Source organism: Caldanaerobacter subterraneus, assembly GCF_004345675.1.
Taxonomy (GTDB): domain Bacteria; phylum Bacillota; class Thermoanaerobacteria; order Thermoanaerobacterales; family Thermoanaerobacteraceae; genus Thermoanaerobacter; species Thermoanaerobacter subterraneus.
In genome coordinates this window covers 96,580-118,898 of sequence record NZ_SLWU01000005.1, presented here as the reverse complement: position 1 = coordinate 118,898, position 22,319 = coordinate 96,580, and the positions used below count along the sequence as shown (strand labels likewise).

The following is a 22,319-nucleotide window of genomic DNA, read 5'->3' as shown; positions in this document are numbered from 1 at the left end:
TACCCCGGGGATAACAGGCTGATCTCCCCCAAGAGTCCACATCGACGGGGAGGTTTGGCACCTCGATGTCGGCTCATCGCATCCTGGGGCTGAAGAAGGTCCCAAGGGTTGGGCTGTTCGCCCATTAAAGCGGTACGTGAGCTGGGTTCAGAACGTCGTGAGACAGTTCGGTCCCTATCCGTCGCGGGCGCAGGAGACTTGAGGGGAGCTGCCCCTAGTACGAGAGGACCGGGGCGGACGAGCCGATGGTGTACCAGTTGCACCGCCAGGTGCACAGCTGGGTAGCCAAGCTCGTATGGGATAAACGCTGAAAGCATCTAAGCGTGAAGCCCACCCCAAGATAAGGTCTCCCACCTCGTAAGAGGGTAAGGCACCTCGAAGAAGACGAGGTAGATAGGCCGGGGGTGCAAGAGCGGAAACGCTCTTAGCTGACCGGTACTAATAAGCCGAGGACTTGACCCTGAAGGCTTTGTGCAGTTTTGAAGGTCCAGATTTCCGGTGGCGATAGCGGAGGGGAAACACCCGTTCCCATTCCGAACACGGAAGTTAAGCCCTCCAGCGCCGATGGTACTGCGTAAGCGGGAGAGTAGGACGCTGCCGGAAAGATTTTAAGAAAAGAGGTAATTTGGTGAAAGCCAAATTACCTCTTTTCTTTTTATGGTATAATTATAGAGTGACATCCGAGCAAATTTCCTGGGAAATAATAACTTTAAAGGAAGGATAGAGGGAAATGAGAGCATTTATTGGAATAGGGATGCAAACAGAAATAATAGAGAAAATCTATGAATTTCAGTCTATGCTTAGAGAATACACTGTAGAAGGAAAGTGGACTAATAAAGAAAATTTTCACATTACATTGAAATTTTTGGGAGAAATACAACCAGAGATTGTCCCTCAAATAGAAGAAGCAGTAAAAAAAGCAACAAAAGGAATAAAGCCTTTCTATCTCCGTTTTTCAGAAGTGGGTTTTTTTAAAGGAAACAAAAATATCAGGGTTTTATGGTTAGGAACTGAGGAAAGTAAACCTTTAAATGTTTTGCATGCTAATATAGAAGATGAGCTTTACAAGATTGGTTTTCCCAAAGAAGAAAGAAAATTCACTTCTCACATTACCATAGCGAGAGATATTAAGCTAAAAATTGGAATTGAAGAGGCAAATAAGCTTTTCAGCCAAATAGAAAAAAAGGATATCCCTGTAAAGGAGATATCTCTTTATGAAAGCGCTGTTATTGAGGGCAAAAGAAAATACATACCAGTTTTCACTGTGCCCCTTAAATGAGCTCACTCAGGATTTACGTAGATGGTTTTGTGGTTAGTGTAAATTACAAACCCCGGTTTTGAACCTGGGGGTTTTTTTACATACTTTTTTAAGGTATAATCCACTGGAACATTGGAAGAGTATTTTGCTTTGCTGTATTTTGCTGCTAATTTTGCTGCTTCAATTAGAGTATTCTCAGGGACTTCTCTATTGTTAGTCTTTATTACTACATGTGCCCCTGGGATGTCTTTTGTGTGAAGCCATATGTCGTTTGGATTAGCCAACTTCAAGGTTAAATAATCATTTTGTCTATTGTTTTTACCTACATATATGTCAAAACCTTCAGAGGATACTATATGAAGTGGCTGAGAAAGAGAATGAGATGCTACTTTTTTCTTTTGATGTTTGTGTATATATCCTTCTTCTATCAGTTCATTTTTTATTTCCTCTAACTCCTCAAGAGTTGTAGAATTTTCTATGTTAATGAGCTGCCCCTCTAAGTAGTTTATCTCTTCTAATGTCTCAGAAATTTGTTTTTTAATTGTGTTAAAAGCGTTTTTCAGTTTGTTGTACTTTTTGTAGTACATTTGAGCATTTTGAGAAGGAGAAAGCCTTTTGTCCAGCGGGATTTCTATTTCTTCACCAGTGTAATAATTAATAGTTCCAAATTTCTCTAATCCTTTCTTGATGGAATGCAGGTTTACAGTAAGAAGCTCACCGTATAATTTGTAAATTTCTGCCTTATCCGCTTCAGCTAATTCTTCCTGCAACTTATTTAATTTGACATAAAGCTTTTCCAGAATATTTTGTACAATTTTTTTCAGGTCAGAGGATTTCATTTGAAAATTTGCCGATTTTATTTTTTCAAAGAAAAACTTATCAGCAGCTTCATTTACTGTGTCAAATAGAAGTCTTTTCTTGTACTGAGTGAGTTCAATACAAGAAAAATCAGCTACTTTGTTTTCTAAAAAAACGACACAGGGCTTAACTTCTAAATTATAGACTTTTTCATATATATCTCTTACTTTCTGATAAATTTGTTCAATTTTTTCTTCTCCCAAAGTTTCTACAAATGAATCTGAAATACTGCACTGAAAAGAAACTTCACTACTTAGCGTGGTGCTGAAGCCCTGCAATATTTCCACTAAAGCCTTTTCTATTTTCTTTGTTTTTTGACGCAACAAGGCTTCTTTAAAAGATTCATAAGTGAGGTCTTTTAAACTCAATTTTTGCTGCAAGGGAGGATAGGTGTATTTTTTGCCGGGCAACACTTCTCTTACCTTGCTCATATCGGGATAAACCCTTTTTATGCTGTCAAGGATTGTTTGGCTTGCCTTATCTATTAGTATCACATTGCTATGCCTTCCCATTATTTCAACGACTAGCGTTTTGATCGCTTGGTTTTGAAGTTCATCTTTTGTTTCTATATCAATTTCTACTATTCTATCAAATTCCACTTGCCTTATTTCCGCTATTCTTCCGTTTTGGAGGTGTTTTCTTAAAAGCATACAAAACATAGGAGGTTCTAGGGGGTTTTCTCTATCTTCTTTTGTAAGGTGAATTCTAGGGTAATTGGCATTGGCAGATAATAGGAGTTTATAGTTTTTGCCTTTTGACCGGATTGTAAAAATCAAGTCTTCTTTTTCAGGCTGATAGATTTTTTCAATTCTGCCTCCCTCAATTTCCTTTTTGAGCTCTTTTACTATTGCATGTAAAGTTACTCCATCAAATGCCATAGGCATACCTCCAGTTTTTCGTCTACACTAAGAGTATAACTTACAAAAAGAAATTGTACAATATTGACTTTAATTGTAACAGCTGTTACAATTAAAATAAATGAAAAGCGGGAGGCTTTTGCGATGAAATGGCTTCTCTTTGTATATAAAGTGCCTAGTGATTCTTCTACTGCTAGAGTCACTATATGGAGAAAAGTAAAAAGAATCGGCGCTTTGTATTTGCAGCAGTCTGTTTGCATTGTACCTTATATGGAAAAGTTTTTAAAAGAAGTAGAGGATTTAAAAAAAGAGGTAAAAGGATTTGGTGGTGATTTTAAATCCTTTGAAGTGGTAGCCCTTGAGGAGGAAGTTGAAAAGGATTTAATTGAACAGTTTAACAGGCAGAGGAGGGAGGAATACAGCGAAGTAATTGAGCAGTGCGAGGAGTTTTTCAAAGAAATCGAAAAAGAGGTAAGCAGAAAGAACTTCACTTTTGCAGAATTAGAAGAAAATGAAGATGAACTCAGTAAGCTTTACAGGTGGTTTAAAAAAGTAGCAGAAAGAGATGTTTTCAATTGTGAAATGAGAGCAAAAGCAGAAGAGCTTTTAAAAAAGGCAAGTGAGGAGTTCGAAAAGTTTTCTGCAATGGTATATGAAAAGAACAAAGAAGAGGAGGAATTTTAATGTTTAATGTGATAATCCTTGGACTGACAAGCCTTTTAACGGATATTTCTACAGAGATGGTGTATCCGTTGATTCCTCTTTATTTGACCTCAAAACTTGGAGCAAGTCCTGCTATAGTGGGTTTTATAGAAGGGGTTGCAGAAAGCGTCGCCAGTCTTCTCAAAGTGTTTTCGGGGTACATATCTGACAGGGTAGGAAAAAGAAAGCCTCTTGCTATAATGGGCTACTCTTTTTCTACTGTTGGAAAAGCTTTTTTGTATTTTGCTTCTTCTTGGGGATGGGTGTTTTGGGGAAGGACTTTAGACAGGTTTGGTAAAGGAATAAGAACTGCCCCAAGGGATGCGTTGATCGCAGAGACTGTGGATAACAAAAATATAGGGAGAGCTTATGGCCTTCACAGGGCACTGGACACTCTAGGAGCTACCATAGGGATTATACTAGCGTACTATTTTATTACCACCTACAAAGGAGATTATAAATTGGTATTCTTATTGTCTATTATTCCTGCTCTTTTAGGAGTTATGGTTTTATTCTTTGCAAGAGAGAGTTCAAAAAGGAAAGAAACTTCAAAGAGGATATCCTTTTCGTGGGGAGTTTTAGATAAGAGGTTACAACTTTTTCTTATAGTGATATTTATCTTTGCTTTAGGGAATTCTTCAAATCAGTTTTTGCTCTTGAGGGCTAAAAATGTAGGGTTTAACGATGCTGATGTGATTCTTTTGTATCTTCTGTATAATGTAGTTTACATGGTTTTTTCCTACCCTGCGGGGAGGCTTTCGGATAGGATAGGCAGAAAAAAACTTCTTATACTCGGATATTTATTTTACGGTTTGGTATACCTAGGATTTGGATGGTTTGGGTTTAAATCTGCCATGTGGTGGTTGTTTTCTGTCTACGGGCTCTATATGGCCTTAACAGAAGGAGTTGAAAAAGCTCTGGTGGCAGAAATTTCTCCAGATCATTTGAGGGGAACTGTAATAGGGCTTCATGCCACTTTAACAGGTATTGGCCTTTTGCCTGCATCTTTTATCGCGGGATTACTGTGGGATACCTTTGGAGCCAGTGCACCTTTCTATTTCGGCGGAATTTTAGGAATTTTGGCTTCTATCGGTCTTTTAATTGTTTTATGACCGCTTTCCTCAATTTTTCTTAAAATATCTAACCAAATTGACCTTTTTTATGTTATAATATCTTTGAAGATTAGAAGGAGTGGTATTAAAGTGAGATTTACTAAAATGCACGGTTTGGGCAATGACTTCATAGTGATTGAAGCAGTAGAGGGGGTTGATTACAGCGAACTAGCTGTTAAACTCTGTGACAGGCACTTTGGCATAGGGGCAGATGGGCTTTTAGTGGTGGAGCCTTCACATATTGCTGATATCAAAATGAGGATTTTTAATGCGGATGGAAGCGAAGCTGAAATGTGCGGAAATGGTTCTAGATGTTTTGCGAAGTACGTCTACGAGAAAGGCATAGTCTCTAAACAGAAAATGACTGTAGAAACTCTGGCAGGCGTAATAATGCCAGAACTGTTTGTAGAAAATGGCAAAGTAAAGAGTGTGAAAGTCTACATGGGAAGTCCTATTTTTGAAAGCAGTAAAATACCCGTAAAGAGCGAAAAACAGAAATTCATAGATGAGCCAGTTAAGATAGATGGCAAAACCTATAGATTGTCATCTGTCAGAGTAGGAGTGCCTCACACAATTTTGTTTGTCAGCTCTTTTGAGGAAAGTTTTATGAAAGAGCTGGGACCCAAAATTGAAAAAAGCTCCCTTTTCCCCGAGGGGACGAATGTGGACTTTGTCAAGGTAGAGGATGAGGAAAATATATCTGTAAGGACTTGGGAGAGGGGAGTAGGGCTCACTCTGGCGTGTGGAAGCGGGGCTTCGGCTTCTGCTGTTGTCTCATCTTTATTAGGAAGGACAAGAAGAAGTGTAAATGTGCATTTTAAGGCAGGAGTGCTGCTTGTTGAATGGAAAGAGGACAACAGCATCTATTTAAGCGGAGAAGTAGAAGAAGTCTTCAGGGGAGAAATTGAAATTTGAGTTTTACGTTGTTTGAAATTTGACTATAATAAGAAAAAGGTGGTTTTGATGATAAAGAGCATGACGGGGTATGGACGAAGCGACATTCGAGATAGAGGATATGAAATTTCAGTCGAGATAAGGTCATTAAACCACAGGTTTTTAGACGTAAACATAAAGCTTAATAGACTGTTGAGCGGTTTGGAGGAAAGAGTGAGAGAGTTTGTATCAGAAAAGATAAAAAGGGGGAGGGTAGATTTAAGTATAAGTTTTGACGTATACGATAAGACTTTAAGCTTTATAAAAATTGACGAGCCATTATTAGAAGAATATTTAAAGACTTTTTCTGAAGTAAAAGCAAAATTTGATTTGGAAGGTTCTATAACTGTAAGCGATTTGATTGACCTTCCAGAGGTAATAAAATTAGAAAATGAAGAAGTTAATTTGGAGGAAGTCTGGGAAATTTTAAGGATTGCTTTAGATGATGCTATAGGTAAACTGATTGACATGAGGTTAAAAGAAGGTATAAAATTATACGATGATGTGACGAAGAGGATAGAAAAAGTCTCAGAAATTGTAGGTGAAATAGAAGGTTTAAGTCTGGTGATGGTGGAAGACTACAGAAAAAAGCTTGAACAGAGGATAAAGGAGTTGGGAGTGGAGGTGGACCCAGTAAGAATCTCTATGGAAGTGGCGTTAATTGCCGATAAGTCCTGTATTGCGGAAGAGATTACGAGGTTGAAAAGCCATATTAGTCAGTTTAGGTCATCCCTTAATGAGGAGGGACCTATCGGTAAAAAATTAGATTTTATACTGCAGGAGATGAACAGGGAAGCTAACACAATAGCTTCCAAGGCAATAGACTACAGGATTTCCAGCAAAGTTATCGATTTGAAAGATGAGATTGAAAAAATTAGAGAACAAGTTCAAAATATAGAGTAGGGAGGAAGGAGTATGTCGATTAAATTGATAAATATAGGATTTGGCAACATAATATCGGCTAACCGATTAGTAGCAATTGTAAGCCCAGAATCTGCTCCTATAAAGAGAATAATACAGGAGGCAAAAAATAGGGGAATGTTAATCGATGCTACATACGGAAGAAGGACCAGGGCAGTCATTATAACCGACAGCGACCACATTATCCTTTCAGCAGTTCAGCCAGAGACTGTTGCAAATAGGCTGACTTCTAAGGAAATTATAGAAGACGAGTTTGAAGAAGAAGAGGAAGAAGAAGAGGGAGAAGAGTAGGGGGAATTGAATTTGTCAATAAAAAAGCAAGGGCTTTTAATAGTAATATCTGGTCCTTCTGGGGCAGGAAAAGGCACCATCTGCAAAGCCTTAATAGAAAAAGAAAAAGATTTAAAATTGAGCATATCTGCTACTACGCGTCAGCCGCGGGCAGGAGAAGTTGATGGTAAAAACTACTTTTTCAAGTCAGAAGAAGAGTTCAAAAGGATGATTGAAGAGGACGCCTTTTTGGAATGGGCAAAAGTTTATGACCATTACTACGGCACTCCGAAAGAATTTGTTTTAAAGAATTTAGAAGAAGGAAATGATGTTGTTTTAGAAATTGACATTCAAGGGGCGCTTAAGGTAAAGGAAAAATTTCCTGAAGGAGTCTTTATCTTCATTCTCCCTCCTTCTATGGAAGAATTGAGGAACAGGATAAAGAAAAGAGGCACTGAAAGTGAAGAGGAAATAATAAAGAGATTTAAAAGTGCCTATGAAGAACTTAATTACGTGTCCAAGTACAATTATGTAGTGATAAATGACGATGTGGATAGAGCAGTAGAAAAAATTCGTGCTATAATTATAGCGGAGAAGTGCCGTGTGGACAGAAATAAAGACCTGTACCTAAAGATAAGGGAGGAATCCGTATGATTTTGTATCCGTCCATTGTGGATTTAATGGAAAAAGTGGATAGCAAGTACACTTTGTGCGCTCTGGTTGCAAAAAGGGCAAGGTAGCTGGTGGCCGGGGACAAGAAGCTGGTAGATATAGACTCTGATAAACCTGTCACAATTGCTACGGAGGAAGTGTACAGGGGACTCATCACTTATGAAAGACCTCAAAAGTATGGAATAAAATAGAGGTGTTATGATGAATAACAAGAAAAATGTGGTGCTAGGTGTTACAGGAGGTATAGCAGCATATAAAGCTGCGGACCTCACCTCGAGGCTTGTAAAAAAGGATATAAATGTAGATGTCATTATGACTAAAGAAGCTACAAATTTTATAAATCCTTTGACTTTTGAAGCCTTAACCCACAATAAAGTAACTGTAGATATGTTTACAGATAGGAAGTATTGGGAGATTGAGCATATCTCTCTTGCAGAAAAAGCGGACCTTTTCGCTATAGTTCCAGCAACTGCTAATATAATTGCAAAGATTGCTCATGGAATTGCAGATGACATGCTGACCACCACTTTACTTGCAACAAAAAGCCCAGTTCTAATTGCTCCGGCTATGAATACCAACATGTACACAAATCCTTTAACTCAAAGGAATATTAAGACTTTAAAAGAGATCGGGTTTATTTTTGTTGAACCAGCAGCAGGCAGACTTGCCTGTGGGACATACGGGGCAGGGAAACTGGCTGATGTGGAAGAAATTGAAAAAGCCATACTAGACCTTTTGTACAGAGAAAAAGAGAAAGACTTTGAAGGTAAGAAAGTTTTGATAACAGCGGGTCCTACGAGAGAGCCCCTCGATCCGGTTAGATACATTACAAACCGCTCCTCGGGGAAAATGGGGTATGAGATTGCCAAGGCTTTTGTGGAAAGAGGAGCTCGTGTAGTGCTCGTGTCTGGACCTACTCACATAGATATTCCTAAGGGAGTTACATTTATTCCTGTTGAAACAGCTGCTGATATGTACAACGCTGTGATGATGCACCTTGAGGAAGCTGACATAATAGTTGGAGCAGCTGCTGTTGCTGACTATAGGCCTAAAGAGGTAAAAAAGGAAAAAATAAAAAAAGATGAAGAAACTATGGTGATTGAGCTTGTAAAAAATCCAGACATAATGTATGAAGTAGGACAAAAGAAGGGAAATAAAATTTCAGTCGGCTTTGCAGCTGAAACTGAAAATCTGATAGACTATGCTAAGAAGAAGTTAAAAGAGAAAAATATGGATTTAATAGTGGCAAATAACGTTTCTCAAGAAGGAGCAGGCTTTGAAGTGGACACGAACATAATAAAAGTTATCAACAAAGACCTTGAAGTGAAGGAGTATCCGATGATGACGAAAAGGGAAGCAGCTCATGTCATTTTAGATGAGATAGCAAAGTTGTTGTGAGCCTTTTTCGGCTTTTTTTATTTATCTAAAATTTTATCGGGCGGAGGTTGCCATGTTCGCCGAAGTCATAGTGGAAATAAAAGCTTCGAATACTGACAGGCTTTATACTTACAAAGTGCCAGAAGGAATGGACCTTGAAGTAGGTATGAGGGTTTTAGTGCCTTTCAAAAATAGGCTTGTTGAGGGCTATGTGGTAAGCCTTACGGATAAGCCTTCTTATTCGCTAGAAAAGATAAAGAGCGTGTACAAAATTTTAGATAAATATCCTATTTTTAACGATAAAATGATAAAGTTGGCAAAATGGATGAGAGATTATTATAAATGCTATTTTTCTGAAGTTTTTCAGACGATAATGCCGGCAGGAATAGACAGAGGAGAAAAAAAGGTAAAGCTGGTCAGATTGAAGATAGAAGATGTTTTTGAGGAGGATTTTAAAAAGGCTCCAAGGCAGTATGAAGTCTTGCGGTATCTTAAAAAGAGAAGTCCTATAAAGCTTTCCGAACTTGTAAAGATATTAAATACGGATTATGGTACTATAAGGGCTCTTGAGAAAAAGGGTTATATAGAGGTTTATGAAGAGGAAATATCGAGATTTCAGGTGAGAGATGTAGAAAAGACCTTTCCACCAATTTTGACAGAAGAACAGAAAAGAGCAGTTGAGGAGGTAAAAAAATCTATTTTCTCAGGACAGCCTGATGCATACTTGCTTTTTGGAGTTACTGGCAGTGGAAAGACAGAGGTTTACTTAAAGCTCATAGAAGAAACTGTGAAGATAGGAAAGAGCGCAATAGTCCTTGTGCCAGAAATAGCTTTAACGCCTCAGACAATTGAGAGGTTTGTAAGCCGCTTTGGCAATAGAGTTGCTGTGATTCACAGCGGGCTTTCTCCGGGAGAAAGGTTTGATGAATGGCGAAAAGTAAAAAATAAAGAAGTGGACGTAGTAGTAGGGGTAAGGAGTGCAGTTTTTGCGCCTTTTGACAACCTTGGACTTATAATTATTGATGAGGAACATGAAGCTACTTACAAGCAGTCAGATACAAGGCCCCGGTACAACGCAAAAGAAGTAGCAGAAAAGAGATGTGAAATAGAAAAAGCTGTATTGGTCATGGCAAGCGCTACTCCTTCTTTGGAAACCTATTACAAAGCCATAAAGGGCGATTACAAGCTTTTGAAGCTTACCAGAAGAATAAAAGCCTCTATGCCTGAGATAGAAGTTGTCAATATGAGCGATGAGTTAGCAAAAGGCAACAATTCTATCTTTAGCAGAAAGTTGTTTTCCTATATCAAAGAAAATTTGAAAAAAGGTGAGCAGACAATTTTGTTTTTAAACAGAAGAGGGTATTCCTCTTTTGTGGCTTGCAGAGACTGCGGTTACGTTCCAAAATGCCCTAACTGCGACATATCTTTGACATATCACTTTGAGGATAAGAAACTGGTGTGTCATTACTGCGGCTATGAGGAGCCTATGAGGGAGACATGTCCTAAGTGCGGTAGCAAAAGGATACGGTATATGGGTATCGGCACGGAAAGGGTAGAGATGGATATAAAGAAATTCTTTCCAGAAGCTAGAGTTTTAAGGATGGATGTAGATACTACCAGGAGAAAGGGGTCCCATGAGAAGATATTTTACGAGTTTAAAAATGGGAAAGCAGATATTTTGATAGGGACACAGATGATATCAAAAGGATTTGACATACCTAATGTGACTTTAGTAGGAGTGATACTCGCTGATATAACATTGAACTTGCCAGATTTTAGGTCTAGTGAGAGGACTTTTCAACTGCTAACGCAGGTGGCAGGAAGAGCAGGAAGGGGAGAAAAGCCCGGAAGAGTGGTGATACAGACATATGAGGATAATCATTACAGCATCCTCACGGCAAAAGAACAGGACTATGTAAAATTTTTCAGGGAAGAGATAAAATATAGAGAAATTTTTAAGTACCCTCCTTTTGCACACCTTATGAATATTGTAGTATCAGGGGAAGACGAAGAAAAAGTGAAAAATGCCTCTGCAAACACATATTTAGCATGTCAGAAAGTTATTAACAAACTGCAAGTTAAGAGTTATAATAAAATACTAGGGCCTGCCCCTGCTCCTATAAGCAAGATTAACAACCGATACAGGTGGCAGGTGATTGTTAAAAGTGAGGAGAGAGAGGTGCTAGAAGAAATTGCAGAGTATGTCCAGAATATGAAATATCCAAAAGACATAAGGGTTGCTGTAGACATTGACCCACTTAATATAATGTAATTTAAATTTAAGGAGGTATTTGTTTTGGCAATAAGGTATATTAGAAAAATTGGGGACCCCGTGCTCAGGAAAAAAGCTAAACCCGTTACTGAAATAAATTCTCACATCATTACTATTTTAGAAGATATGGCTGAGACCATGTATTTAAACGATGGGGTGGGCTTGGCAGCCAACCAGGTGGGGATTTTGAGAAGACTAGTCGTGATAGATGTGGGAGAAGGGCTTTTGGAGCTTATAAATCCTGAAATTGTGTACGAAGAGGGAGAGCAGATCGGCCCTGAAGGATGTCTTAGCATTCCCGGAGTATTTGGGGAGGTAAAAAGGCCTCAAAAGGTTAAAGTAAGGTATTTAGATAGAGAAGGAAATGTAAAAGAGATAGTAGGAGAAGACCTTCTGGCAAGGGCTTTATGCCACGAAATAGACCACCTAGAAGGCGTGCTATTTGTTGACAAAGTGATAAGATTCCTAGACAAAGAAGAGTTAGAAGGGGTCAAGGAGGTATGAGGTATTGAGGATTGTGTTCATGGGGACGCCAGAATTTGCCGTCCCCTCTTTAAAAAGGCTTTTTGAAGAAGGTTATGATGTTCTGGCTGTGGTGACTCAGCCGGACAAACAAAGAGGAAGAGGCATGAAAGTGAGTTTTTCTCCTGTAAAGGAATTAGCACTTCAAAAAGGAGTGAAAGTGCTCCAACCTGAAAGCGTAAAAAATAATCCCGAGTTTTTGCAGGAATTAAAGGAATTAAATCCAGAGGTTATTGTAGTAGCGGCTTATGGAAAAATTTTGCCTGAGGAGATTTTGACACTTCCTGAATACGGATGTATAAACGTCCATGCATCGCTTTTGCCCAAGTACAGAGGAGCTGCTCCTATAAACTGGGCGATAATAAACGGAGAAAAAGAAACAGGAATTACCACTATGCTGATGGACAAAGGATTGGACACCGGAGACATGCTTTTAAAAAGGTCTATTGCCATTGAAGAGGATGATGATGCACAAACTTTACACGACAAGCTGGCCAATTTGGGGGCAGAAGTTTTGAGTGAGACCCTAAAGAAGCTAAAAGAAGGGAAGTTGATTCCTGAAAAGCAAAAGGACGAAGAGGCAACTTACGCTCCGATTATAACTAAAGAGATGGGACACATTGACTGGAAGAGCCCTGCTTGTAGGATTCGGAATTTGATAAGAGGGTTAAAACCTTGGCCTGGCTGCTATACTTTTTACGATGGCAAGATGCTAAAAATCTGGAAGGCAGAAGTAGTAGAACATTTTGGGAATGAGCCTCCGGGAAGTGTGTTGAAGTCAAAAGATGAGCTTATTGTAAAGTGCGGGGAAAATGCTCTTAGAATCTTGGAAATCCAGCAAGAAGGTTCGAGAAAAATGGGTATTAGAGAGTATTTAATAGGTCACAATATACCAGAAGGGACAATTTTAAAATAAAAAAGAGGAGAATTTTTCTTGAAGGGGAAGAAGAGGGTTTTTCTGGGGATTTTAAGCTTTAGCTTTGTTTTTTTCGCGGTGTTGCTAATAGCTTTTGTTTACTCTTTAAACAGCGGAAAAACAGAGTTTTACAGATATTTTATGATTGCCACAGCCTTTTTTCTTCTCACTGTTACAGTTTTGGTAGGAATAGCACTAGCCGTGTCCTTCTATGTAATATTAAGCCGTAGAAGTAGTAAATCGGCAATTTCTTTTATATCGAGCTTTGTGGACCTTTTTTATCCGATCGTACTGTTTGCCTCAAGAGTGTTGAGAATTAAGGAAGAAAAAATAGAGCAGTCCTACATAGCTATAAAGGACTTCTTCTTCAATAAGGATTTAAAAAGATACGAGCCAAAAGATATTCTCATATTAGCTCCTCACTGCATACAGTACAGCGGCTGTAAATTCAAAGTCACGTACGATATAGATAACTGCAGGAAGTGCGGAAAATGTCAGATAAATGACCTGGTAAATTTGAAAGAAAAATACGGGATTAATGTGGCTGTGGCTACAGGCGGGACTTTGGCGAGAAAGATAGTGAAGGATTTAAGGCCCAAAGTGATAATAGCTATTGCCTGTGAAAGGGACCTTACAAGCGGGATGCAGGATGTAAAACACATCCCTGTCTATGGTATAATAAATGATAGACCGAACGGTCCCTGTTTTAACACAAGAGTAGATGTTTCTGAGGTTGAGAATATGGTCAAAAAATTGTTGAATGGGGGTTGATATTATGTTCTGGGATAGCACTATAATTCTCCTAATACCTGCTCTGCTTTTTGCCATGTACGCTCAAGCACAAGTTCAGACTACTTTTGGCAGGTATTCTCATGTGAGAAACATGTACGGGTATACTGCTGAACAGGTGGCAAGGAGAATACTTGACAGTATGGGACTTTATGATGTAAGGATTGAAAGGATTCCAGGGAACTTAACGGACCACTATGATCCAAGGGTGAAAGTGTTGAGACTCTCAGATGCAGTGTATGGAAATGACTCCATAGCTGCAATAGGCGTAGCTGCTCATGAGGCAGGTCACGCAGTGCAACACGCTAAAGGCTATATACCGCTTTTACTGAGAAATAGCCTTGTGCCAGTAGCTAATTTAGGAGCAAATTTGGCGTGGCCAATGGTGATCTTGGGCCTTTTCATGGGGTCTGCTGGGATTCACTTTATAAACTTAGGGATAATACTTTTTAGCGCAGCTGTCCTTTTTCAAGTTATAACTTTACCTGTTGAGATAGATGCCAGCAGAAGGGCAATAGCATTACTGCAAGCAAACGGGCTTTTCACGAGAGAAGATTTAGAGCCGGCGAAGAAGGTATTACAGGCTGCGGCTTTAACTTATGTGGCTGCCGCGCTAGTTTCTATAATGCAGCTTTTGAGGCTTTTCATCATAAGGGATAGCAGAGAGTAAAGGAGATAAGAGGGTTAAATGAATGCTAGGGAATTGGCTTACAGAATACTCTACGACGTAGTAGTGAAAAAAGCTTATATAAACATCTCTTTTGCCAAACATTTAAGGAATGATGAGGTAAAAGAGGTTGATGCTGCTTTTGTCAAAGAACTGGTTTACGGGGTTATTGAGAGAAAGTACACCCTGGATTTTATACTTTCTTTTTTTATAAAGAAATCTGCTGACACAAAAGCCCTTTTGCTTTTGGAGATGGGCTTATACCAGCTTTTATACATGGACAAAGTACCGGATTATGCGGCCATAAATGAGACAGTAGAGATAGCAAAGAAATTCCTTAGCAAGAAGGGGGCCAGCTTTTTAAATGCAGTCTTGAGAAGCTACCTCAGGGAGAAGGAAAAGGTTAAGTTCCCTGATAAACAAAATTTTCCATATTATTTAAAGGTTACTTACTCTTATCCTGACTGGATAATTGAACGATTTTTGAAGAATTTTGACGCTGATAAAGCAGAAAAATTGCTTGCGAGCCTCAATGAAAAGCCGGAAATTTCTTATAGAGTTAATACTTTAAAAATTTCTGCAGAGGAACTTCAAGAAAAACTTAAAAGAGAGGACATCTCTTATAAAAAAGGTTATTATCTTGAGGAGGCTCTGTACATCGATTTGAAAAACCCTGAAAGCCATCCCATTTATAAAGATGGATTGATACACCCTCAGGATGAGGCTTCAATGCTGGTTTCAAGGATTTTATCACCTCAAAAAGGGGAAAGGATACTTGATGTGTGCGCTGCTCCGGGAGGAAAGACAACTCATATAAGCCAGATTATGGAAAATACTGGAGAGGTTGTTGCTTTTGATTTACATCCCCACAGGTTGAAGCTTATAGAAGAAAACTGCAGAAGACTAGGGGTTACAAATGTTAAGACAGAAGTGTTTGACGCGACCTTTGTAAATGAAAGCTATCTAGAAAAGGCTGACAGGGTTTTGGCAGATGTTCCCTGTACAGGTATAGGGATAATAAGAAAAAAACCTGACATAAAGCTAAAAAGTTATGATAAAGAAGAGTTGAGAGGTCTCATTGAGAGGCAGTACAGGATTTTAAAGTCAAGCTCTCTCTATGTAAAAAAAGGTGGAGTTTTAGTCTATAGCACCTGCACTATTGGCAGAGAAGAGAATCAGGAAGTCATAGAGAGATTTTTAAAGGAGCATAAGAATTTCGAGCCTGCGGATATTTCAGAAGACCTCCCTTTAAACCTTAAAGTAAAGACTTCTGATTTAGGATATATACAGACGACTCCCTTAGAACACAAGATTGATGGGTTTTTCATAGCTAAATTAAAAAGAATATATTAAACTGGAGGTAATAGAAGTTGTACAACCTGAAGGATATGACTTTGGAGGAGATGGAAGAGTTTTTTGTCAACTTAGGTGAGAGCAAATTTAGGGCAAAACAACTTTACAAGTGGATTTACGACAAAAGGGTCACAGATTTTGATTTGATGACAGACATTTCCAAGAATTTGAGGGCAAAACTTAAAGAAATTGCCTATATTTCAGAGTTAAAGATAATAGAAAGAAGAGTCTCGCAAATAGACGATACAGTAAAATACTTATTTTTGCTTGAAGATAAAAACATAATAGAAGGAGTTGCCATAAAATATAAGTTTGGAAATACAGCTTGTGTATCCACACAGGTTGGCTGTAATATGAAGTGCAAGTTTTGTGCCTCTGCAATAGGAGGAAAAGTCAGAGACCTTAAAGCTTCAGAAATGGTAGATCAGGTAATGGCAATAGATAGCGACTATGGCAAAATCTCTAATATAGTCCTTATGGGGAGTGGAGAGCCTTTTGACAATTACGACGAGGTTATGAAGTTCATAAAAATAGTGAACAATCCTTATGGATTAAAAATTGGGAAAAGGCATATCACTATTTCCACAGTAGGAATTGTCCCCAAAATTTATCAATTTGCTGATGAAGAGCTTCAAGTGAATCTCTCTATATCACTACATGCTCCCAACAACGAGTTGAGGAATGAGCTTATGCCAATAAACAGAGCATATCCCTTAGAAGAGCTAATGAAAGCCTGCAGATATTATATAGAAAAGACTAACAGAAGAATTACTTTTGAATATGCTTTAATTGACGGGGTAAATGACAAAAAGGAACATGCTTATCAGCTGGTGGACCTCTTAAAAGGTATGCTCTGTCATGTAAACTTAATACCAATAAATTACGTTAAGGAGATAGGTTTTAGAAAATCCAACAATGAAAAAGTGATGATGTTTAAGAAAATTATTGAAAACGCCGGCATAACCTGTACTGTGAGAAGAGAGCTGGGAAGCGATATTGAGGCTGCTTGCGGGCAGTTGAGAAGAAAGTATTTGAAAGAGGGGTAAAGTTTTATGATTGTAGCTGCCCTTACTGATATAGGCAATTTTAGGGAGAAAAATGAAGATTACTATTACGCTTCTTTTGACGAAAACTTTCCTCTGTTTATAGTGGCAGATGGAATGGGAGGACATAACGGGGGAGAAATTGCCAGCAAATTAGCTGTCGAATCAGTTGTAGCATATTTTAAAGACAATTATCCCAAGTTAAAAAATAAAGAAGTCAGCACTATAAGGGAATTTATAGAAAGTTCAGTAAAATTTGCTAACAAAGTCGTGTATCAACACGCCTGTGCTGAATGTGACCTGGTAGGCATGGGAACAACGCTTACACTCCTATTTTTTGAGAAAAATCACTTCTTTATAGGCCACATTGGAGACAGCCGGGCTTATCTCATAAGAGACAGCAAAATCGTGCAAATTACTGAGGACCACTCTTTTGTGGAAGAACTGGTAAAGATGGGTAAAATTACTCACGAAGAGGCGAGGATTCATCCACAGAAAAACATTATCACAAGGGCCTTGGGTGTAGACGAAGATGTGGAAGTAGACACTTTCTACGGGGATGTGCTGCCACAGGACATACTGTGCTTGTGCACAGATGGACTTACTAACTTAGTAGCGGATGAAGAAATATTAAAAGAGTTTAGCAAAAACCACGATATAAACAAAGCTTGTGAGAACCTTGTAAACATGGCAAAAGAAAATGGGGGGTATGACAACATAACTATAGTCGCTGTTAAGGAGGTGACATTATGATAGGGCGAATGCTGGGAAATAGATACGAGATACTCGAGAAAATAGGAGAAGGAGGAATGGCAAAAGTATATAAAGCTAAATGTCACCTCCTTAATAGGATTGTCGCTATAAAAATTTTAAGGCCAGAGTTTGCAGCAGATGAAAATTTCGTGAAAAAATTTAAAAGAGAGTCCCAGGCGGCAGCCAGTCTTTCCCACCCGAATATTGTGGGCATATACGATGTAGGGCAGGAAGGGGATATATATTATATAGTTATGGAATATGTGAAAGGTCGCACTTTGAAAGAGCTCATCAGAGAAAATGGGGGGCCTTTGGAAGTAAAAAGGGCTGTTGAAATAGCGAGCCAAGTTTGCAGAGCCTTAGATCATGCTCACAAGAACAAGATAATCCACAGAGATATAAAGCCACAAAACATCTTAGTTACAGATGAGGACGTGGTTAAAGTTACAGATTTTGGAATAGCCAGGGCAGCTAATGGGGCTACCATAACTTATACTGGAGATGTCATTGGAACTGCTTACTATTTTTCTCCTGAACAGGCAAAAGGTAGCATAGTAGATGAGAGGACCGACATATATTCTTTAGGGATTGTGCTCTTTGAGATGCTAACAGGGAAAGTTCCTTTTGAAGGAGATAGCCCTATTTCTGTTGCTTTAAAGCACATACAGGAGGATATACTTCCGCCTTCACGCTTAAATGAAAAGGTTCCGGAAGAACTCGATAAGATAGTGTTAAAAGCTACGCAAAAAGACCCTAACTTGAGATATCAGACGGCATCTGAGTTTTTGAAGGATTTAGATACTTTTCTGAAAAATCCTAAAGACCTCAAATTTGAAGAAAAAGATTTTGAAAAGACGAAAGTGATGCCTTCGAGAGAGGCGGAGGAGTTAAAGAGGGCTGCTTTAAAAAGAGAAAGGGAGAAAAAGAGAAAAGAGATAAGGAAGAAAGTTGGAATTGTTTTGCTTGTTTTGCTATTGTTAGCTTCTCTTTCTTACGGGACGGTGTACGTCCTCAACAACTTCTTTAAAGTCAATGATGTGGTAGTTCCAAATGTTGTAGGGCTTTCACTGAGCCAGGCAAGTAAAGTTTTGTCCGAACATAATTTAAAAATGGAAATAAGCGAAGAGAGGTACAGTGACAAACCAGAAAACACTATACTGGAACAAGACCCGCCTCAAGGGGCTTTGGTAAAACCGGGTACTACAGTTTATGTTGTGATAAGCAAAGGCAGGCAAATGGTCATAGTTCCCAATGTAATAGGGCGGGACTACCTTGAGGCCAAAAATGTTCTGGAAAATGCCGGACTTAAAGTTAACATAATTGAAAACTACAATGAGCAGTATCAAAAGGGCTATGTTTTTGACCAAAATCCTCGATACGGAGTTCAAGTAGAGTACGGGACTACAATTGACGTATATGTAAGCAAAGGGCCTAAACCTTCAATAGTGCCAAATGTCGTAAATATGAACCTCGATGAGGCAAAGGCTTCTCTTGAGAGTGCAGGTCTTACATTGGGAAAAGTGATTTACAAAGAGGCTGACAATGTGCCAGAAAATACTGTGCTGGAACAGAGTGTGCCGCCTGATACTGAAGTGCAAAAAGGAAGCCCGATAGATTTGATTGTCAGCAAATTGCCCCAGAATTCTTTACAACAGCAGACGAAAAATGTTATTATTAATTTGCCGAATAAAGATGGCCCCATGAAAGTGGAAGTTTATGTAATACAAGATGGGCAAAAGAACTTGGTCTATTCCGGCGAGCACACTTCTAGCGATAGCCCTTTGACTGTGCCTGTTACGGCTCATAAAGGGAAAGCTGTCATTGAAGTGGATATTGATGGACAAGTATACAGCAGAGTGGAGGCGAGATTTTAATTGGAGAGGATACAGGGAAGGATTGTAAGAGGGATTGCTGGATTTTATTATGTTGCTACCGAGCGCGGCATTATAGAATGCCGTGCTCGTGGAAAATTTAGAAAAGACAATATAATTCCATTAGTAGGAGATATTGCAGAGGTCCAGCTGGTGAATGAGAAGGAAGGCTATATACTGGAAATTTTACCCAGGAAAAATCAACTGGTAAGGCCGCCTGTTGCCAATGTAGACCAGGCCATAATAGTCTTTGCCATATCTAAGCCAGAGATAAACAGAGTTCTTTTGGACAAGATGATTGTGGTTGCTGAAATTAACAAGATAGAGCCTGTGGTCTGCATAAACAAAGTAGATATGGAAAAAAGAGAGGAAGTAGAAAATTTGATCAATGTTTACAGAAAAATAGGCTATAAAGCTGTCGGTACTTCTGCAGTAACTGGAGAAGGCATGGAAGAATTGAAGAGCTATTTAAAAGATAAAATTTCTTTTTTTGCTGGTCCTTCCGGGGTAGGTAAGTCTTCTCTCATAAATCTCATACAGTCCAACATAAGGTTGAAAACCGGGGAATTGAGTGAAAAGCTCGGGAGAGGAAGGCACACCACAAGAAGTGTAGAATTTTTACCCCTTGATTTTGGAGGATATGTTTTAGATACTCCTGGTTTTACGGCTTTGGAAATTGACATTCCCAAAAAAGAGTTGAGGAATTATTTTAGAGAATTTATAGAATTTCAAGAAAATTGCAGGTTTAATTCCTGTCTCCATGTGAATGAACCTGATTGTGCAGTTACTGAAGCAGTGGATGAGGGCATTATAGACAGGCAAAGGTATATAAGTTATTTGACTCTTTTAAGGGAGGTAAAAGAGAAGGAGAAGAGGAGGTATAAAAATTGAAGATCGCACCTTCTATACTTTCAGCCGATTTTGCAAACCTTTTACAGGATGTAAAGGAAATAGAAGAAGATGCTGACCTTTTGCACATAGATGTGATGGACGGACATTTTGTGCCAAATATAACTATTGGCCCTGTGGTAGTAAAAGCGCTGAGGCAGTACACCTCTTTGCCCTTTGATGTGCATCTGATGATTGAAAATCCAGACTTGTACATAGAGGATTTTGTAAAGGCCGGAGCAGACATAATCACGGTCCATCAAGAGGCTTGTGTGCATTTGCACAGGACAATACAGAGGATAAAAGGCCATGAAGTAAAAGCAGGTGTTGCACTAAATCCTGCCACACCTCTTGAGACTTTGAAGTACATTCTTGAATACGTGGACCTGGTGCTTGTGATGACTGTAAACCCTGGATTTGGGGGTCAAAAGTTTATAGATTCAATGCTTAAAAAGATTAAAGAGTTGGACGAGATGAGAAAAGAAATGAATTTAAGTTTTGAAATTGAGGTTGACGGAGGGATAAATATAAAAAACATAAAACAAGTCGTGGAAGCAGGTGCAGATATAATTGTTGCAGGGTCCGCCATTTTTGAGTCACCAGACCCTTCTTCTACTATAAAAGAGTTCAGAGAGGCTGTAGGAACATGAAAGTGCTGATCATTTCTAATGGAGAAATAAAAGATTATGGATTTTACAAAAACATTGTAGAAGAAGTAGATATGGTCATATGCGCTGACGGAGGAGCTAATCACGCTTATAAGATGAAGATAAGGCCTTTTCTTATAATCGGGGATTTTGATTCTGTAGACAGAGAAGTCCTTGAATTTTATCAAAAGGAAGGAGTTAAAGTAGAGAAGTTTCCTACAATGAAGGATGAGACAGATACACAGCTTGCCTTGAAAAAAGCTATAGAGTTAGGAGCCAAAGACATAACTTTTATAGGAGTTATTGGCGACAGATTTGACCACTCCTATGCTAATCTTTCTCTTCTCCTCTATTCTTTAAAAAGAGGGGTAAAGAGCAGAATTATAAATGAAAAAAATGAAATACACTTAATAGATGATTACATAGAGATTGAAGGGAAAAAAGGGGAATTGCTGTCTTTGCTTCCTTACTCGGGAGAAGTGAAAGGAATATACACAAAAGGGCTTTTTTATCCTCTTTCCGGGCAGAGCATGAGCATGGAAAACCCTTACGGCATAAGCAATGTTTTTACGGAGGAAAAAGCCAGCATAAAAATAGAAGAGGGGTTTTTGCTGGTCATAAAGCCTAAAGATTAGTGTCTTTATCCCCTTCCTGTGAATAGTATGTATTAACTTCGAAAAGGAAGGGGCGTTTTTATGGGAAAACTCTTTCAAAAATTGAAAAAGTTAAACCGACAGACAAATTATTTGTTAGGATATCTTTTGATGGGGCTTGGAATTTTTATTTTTGTCATGTACATTCCTCCGTGGCTGTGGATGGTTTTATTGGGGATTTTTCTTGTAATAGCAGGTTACTATGTGAACATATATTTTAAGTAAAAAAATAAAAGCGTGCAAAAATGCACGTCTTTCTTTATAAAGCCCTTTGAACTTTTCCTGCCTTCAGGCATTTTGCGCAAACATTTAATGTCACATGGGTGCCATCCACAATAGCTCTTACTTTTCTTATGTTGGGCTTCCACCTTCTTATAGTCCTTCTGTTGGAGTGACTGTATTGAAATCCCCTTATAGAGCCTTTGCCGCAGATATCGCATTTGGGCATTGTCGACTACCTCCTTTTAAGATGCGTATTTTTTCGCAACAATACCATTTTATCATCATCTTGCTCAAATGTAAATACCTTCTTTGATAATTTGGTTGATGACAGAGTGAGTTTCAGGTAAAATATAAATTAAGAATCGGAGGGATAGAGAATGGTTCAAATAAAAAACAATTATGGCAGCATCACTATTTCAAATGACGCCATTGCTGCAGTAACCAGCAGGGCTGTGTCGGAATGCTATGGCATAGTGGGATTGGGGAGAAAAGGAGCAAACGGGCTCGTGGAAATATTCAAAACAGAGAACTCTGGCAAAGGCGTCAAGGTTTCTTCTTCAGAAGAGGGGCTTATCTTGGAGGTTTATATAGTGGTACTTTACGGAGTGAATATAAGGACTGTTTCTTTGAATGCAATTGAGAGAGTGAAATACGCTGTTGAAAAATTTACAGGATTGAAAGTGTCAAATGTTACGATAAACGTTCAGGGAATCAAGGTTGACAATTAAGGAGGAAGGTACGTTGAAATATATAGATGGAAAGA

Annotated in this window: 24 protein-coding genes, 2 rRNA genes and 1 pseudogene; 25 read left to right on the top strand and 2 right to left on the bottom strand. The window is 38.8% G+C overall.

The annotated features are described in order from the left end of the window. The 3 genes from EV203_RS03620 to thpR form a co-directional block, all read left to right on the top strand. Positions 1–462: ribosomal RNA gene (locus EV203_RS03620) — 23S ribosomal RNA — on the top strand; the annotation flags it as partial. A 32-nt stretch (positions 463–494) separates the two neighbouring features. Then, positions 495–603: ribosomal RNA gene (gene rrf, locus EV203_RS03615) — 5S ribosomal RNA — on the top strand. A 127-nt stretch (positions 604–730) separates the two neighbouring features. Beyond that, on the top strand, positions 731–1,279 hold the full coding sequence (gene thpR, locus EV203_RS03610) for an RNA 2',3'-cyclic phosphodiesterase (protein ID WP_011025774.1): 549 nt from the start codon (positions 731–733) through the stop codon (positions 1,277–1,279). A 2-nt stretch (positions 1,280–1,281) separates the two neighbouring features. Here thpR and EV203_RS03605 read toward each other — a convergent pair whose 3' ends face one another. Further along, positions 1,282–2,994: an Rqc2 family fibronectin-binding protein gene (locus tag EV203_RS03605; protein WP_132039162.1), complete on the bottom strand. Its 1,713-nt coding sequence runs from the start codon at positions 2,992–2,994 to the stop codon at positions 1,282–1,284. Positions 2,995–3,117: 123 nt separating this feature from the next. Here EV203_RS03605 and EV203_RS03600 point away from each other — a divergent pair, with 123 nt between their 5' ends. From EV203_RS03600 to EV203_RS03500, 21 genes and pseudogenes are all read left to right on the top strand, one after another. Beyond that, positions 3,118–3,657 carry a Chromate resistance protein ChrB gene (locus EV203_RS03600; protein WP_022588946.1) on the top strand — a complete coding sequence of 180 codons (540 nt, stop codon included), beginning with the start codon at positions 3,118–3,120 and terminating at the stop codon, positions 3,655–3,657. Next, entirely contained in the window at positions 3,657–4,787 is a 1,131-nt protein-coding gene (locus EV203_RS03595; protein WP_011025771.1) for an MFS transporter, read from the top strand. Before EV203_RS03600 ends, EV203_RS03595 begins: the two co-directional genes overlap by 1 nt. 90 nt (positions 4,788–4,877) lie before the next feature. Beyond that, positions 4,878–5,702: a diaminopimelate epimerase gene (gene dapF, locus EV203_RS03590; protein WP_022587627.1), complete on the top strand. Its 825-nt coding sequence runs from the start codon at positions 4,878–4,880 to the stop codon at positions 5,700–5,702. 48 nt (positions 5,703–5,750) lie between these two features. Beyond that, positions 5,751–6,623, top strand: a complete 873-nt coding sequence (locus EV203_RS03585; protein WP_011025769.1) for a YicC/YloC family endoribonuclease — start codon at positions 5,751–5,753, stop codon at positions 6,621–6,623. 12 nt (positions 6,624–6,635) lie between these two features. Next, a complete protein-coding gene (gene remA, locus EV203_RS03580; RefSeq protein WP_022587628.1) occupies positions 6,636–6,932 on the top strand; it encodes an extracellular matrix/biofilm regulator RemA in 297 nt (98 codons plus the stop codon). A 12-nt stretch (positions 6,933–6,944) separates the two neighbouring features. Continuing rightward, a complete protein-coding gene (gene gmk, locus EV203_RS03575) occupies positions 6,945–7,565 on the top strand; it encodes a guanylate kinase (RefSeq protein ID WP_011025768.1) in 621 nt (206 codons plus the stop codon). Beyond that, positions 7,562–7,774: pseudogene (rpoZ, locus tag EV203_RS03570) on the top strand (DNA-directed RNA polymerase subunit omega). Before gmk ends, rpoZ begins: the two are co-directional and overlap by 4 nt. Positions 7,775–7,781: 7 nt before the next feature. Then, complete coding sequence (gene coaBC / locus EV203_RS03565) at positions 7,782–8,981, top strand: bifunctional phosphopantothenoylcysteine decarboxylase/phosphopantothenate--cysteine ligase CoaBC (RefSeq protein WP_035175032.1); 1,200 nt, start codon at positions 7,782–7,784, stop codon at positions 8,979–8,981. 52 nt (positions 8,982–9,033) lie between these two features. Then, positions 9,034–11,232 carry a primosomal protein N' gene (gene priA / locus EV203_RS03560; RefSeq protein WP_022587630.1) on the top strand — a complete coding sequence of 733 codons (2,199 nt, stop codon included), beginning with the start codon at positions 9,034–9,036 and terminating at the stop codon, positions 11,230–11,232. A gap of 24 nt (positions 11,233–11,256) precedes the next feature. Beyond that, entirely contained in the window at positions 11,257–11,736 is a 480-nt protein-coding gene (gene def, locus EV203_RS03555; protein ID WP_011025764.1) for a peptide deformylase, read from the top strand. Between the two features lie 4 nt (positions 11,737–11,740). Beyond that, positions 11,741–12,670 carry a methionyl-tRNA formyltransferase gene (gene fmt / locus EV203_RS03550; RefSeq protein WP_011025763.1) on the top strand — a complete coding sequence of 310 codons (930 nt, stop codon included), beginning with the start codon at positions 11,741–11,743 and terminating at the stop codon, positions 12,668–12,670. 18 nt (positions 12,671–12,688) lie between these two features. After that, on the top strand, positions 12,689–13,441 hold the full coding sequence (locus tag EV203_RS03545) for a DUF116 domain-containing protein (RefSeq protein ID WP_009611134.1): 753 nt from the start codon (positions 12,689–12,691) through the stop codon (positions 13,439–13,441). A gap of 4 nt (positions 13,442–13,445) precedes the next feature. Beyond that, positions 13,446–14,129 carry a zinc metallopeptidase gene (locus EV203_RS03540; RefSeq protein ID WP_009611136.1) on the top strand — a complete coding sequence of 228 codons (684 nt, stop codon included), beginning with the start codon at positions 13,446–13,448 and terminating at the stop codon, positions 14,127–14,129. 18 nt (positions 14,130–14,147) lie between these two features. Next, positions 14,148–15,479, top strand: a complete 1,332-nt coding sequence (gene rsmB, locus EV203_RS03535; RefSeq protein WP_009611137.1) for a 16S rRNA (cytosine(967)-C(5))-methyltransferase RsmB — start codon at positions 14,148–14,150, stop codon at positions 15,477–15,479. A gap of 17 nt (positions 15,480–15,496) precedes the next feature. Beyond that, on the top strand, positions 15,497–16,525 hold the full coding sequence (rlmN, locus tag EV203_RS03530) for a dual-specificity RNA methyltransferase RlmN (RefSeq protein ID WP_011025761.1): 1,029 nt from the start codon (positions 15,497–15,499) through the stop codon (positions 16,523–16,525). Positions 16,526–16,531: 6 nt separating this feature from the next. Next, positions 16,532–17,275: a Stp1/IreP family PP2C-type Ser/Thr phosphatase gene (locus EV203_RS03525; protein ID WP_132039161.1), complete on the top strand. Its 744-nt coding sequence runs from the start codon at positions 16,532–16,534 to the stop codon at positions 17,273–17,275. Then, the gene (gene pknB, locus EV203_RS03520) at positions 17,272–19,149 is read left to right on the top strand and encodes a Stk1 family PASTA domain-containing Ser/Thr kinase (RefSeq protein WP_009611132.1); all 1,878 of its coding nucleotides are present in this window, start codon (positions 17,272–17,274) and stop codon (positions 19,147–19,149) included. Before EV203_RS03525 ends, pknB begins: the two co-directional genes overlap by 4 nt. Beyond that, positions 19,150–20,037, top strand: coding sequence for a ribosome small subunit-dependent GTPase A (rsgA, locus tag EV203_RS03515; protein ID WP_046159905.1), 888 nt, complete (start codon positions 19,150–19,152; stop codon positions 20,035–20,037). Continuing rightward, on the top strand, positions 20,034–20,684 hold the full coding sequence (rpe, locus tag EV203_RS03510) for a ribulose-phosphate 3-epimerase (protein ID WP_132039160.1): 651 nt from the start codon (positions 20,034–20,036) through the stop codon (positions 20,682–20,684). Before rsgA ends, rpe begins: the two co-directional genes overlap by 4 nt. Then, positions 20,681–21,316 carry a thiamine diphosphokinase gene (locus EV203_RS03505; protein ID WP_011025757.1) on the top strand — a complete coding sequence of 212 codons (636 nt, stop codon included), beginning with the start codon at positions 20,681–20,683 and terminating at the stop codon, positions 21,314–21,316. Before rpe ends, EV203_RS03505 begins: the two co-directional genes overlap by 4 nt. A gap of 60 nt (positions 21,317–21,376) precedes the next feature. Further along, positions 21,377–21,559, top strand: coding sequence for a hypothetical protein (locus tag EV203_RS03500; protein ID WP_011025756.1), 183 nt, complete (start codon positions 21,377–21,379; stop codon positions 21,557–21,559). A 34-nt stretch (positions 21,560–21,593) separates the two neighbouring features. On the opposite strand, the gene rpmB is transcribed toward EV203_RS03500, so the two are convergent. After that, a complete protein-coding gene (gene rpmB, locus EV203_RS03495; RefSeq protein WP_011025755.1) occupies positions 21,594–21,782 on the bottom strand; it encodes a 50S ribosomal protein L28 in 189 nt (62 codons plus the stop codon). 151 nt (positions 21,783–21,933) lie between these two features. Between rpmB and EV203_RS03490 the strand changes: the two genes are divergently transcribed. Continuing rightward, positions 21,934–22,284, top strand: a complete 351-nt coding sequence (locus tag EV203_RS03490) for an Asp23/Gls24 family envelope stress response protein (RefSeq protein WP_011025754.1) — start codon at positions 21,934–21,936, stop codon at positions 22,282–22,284. Positions 22,285–22,319 lie beyond the last annotated feature (35 nt).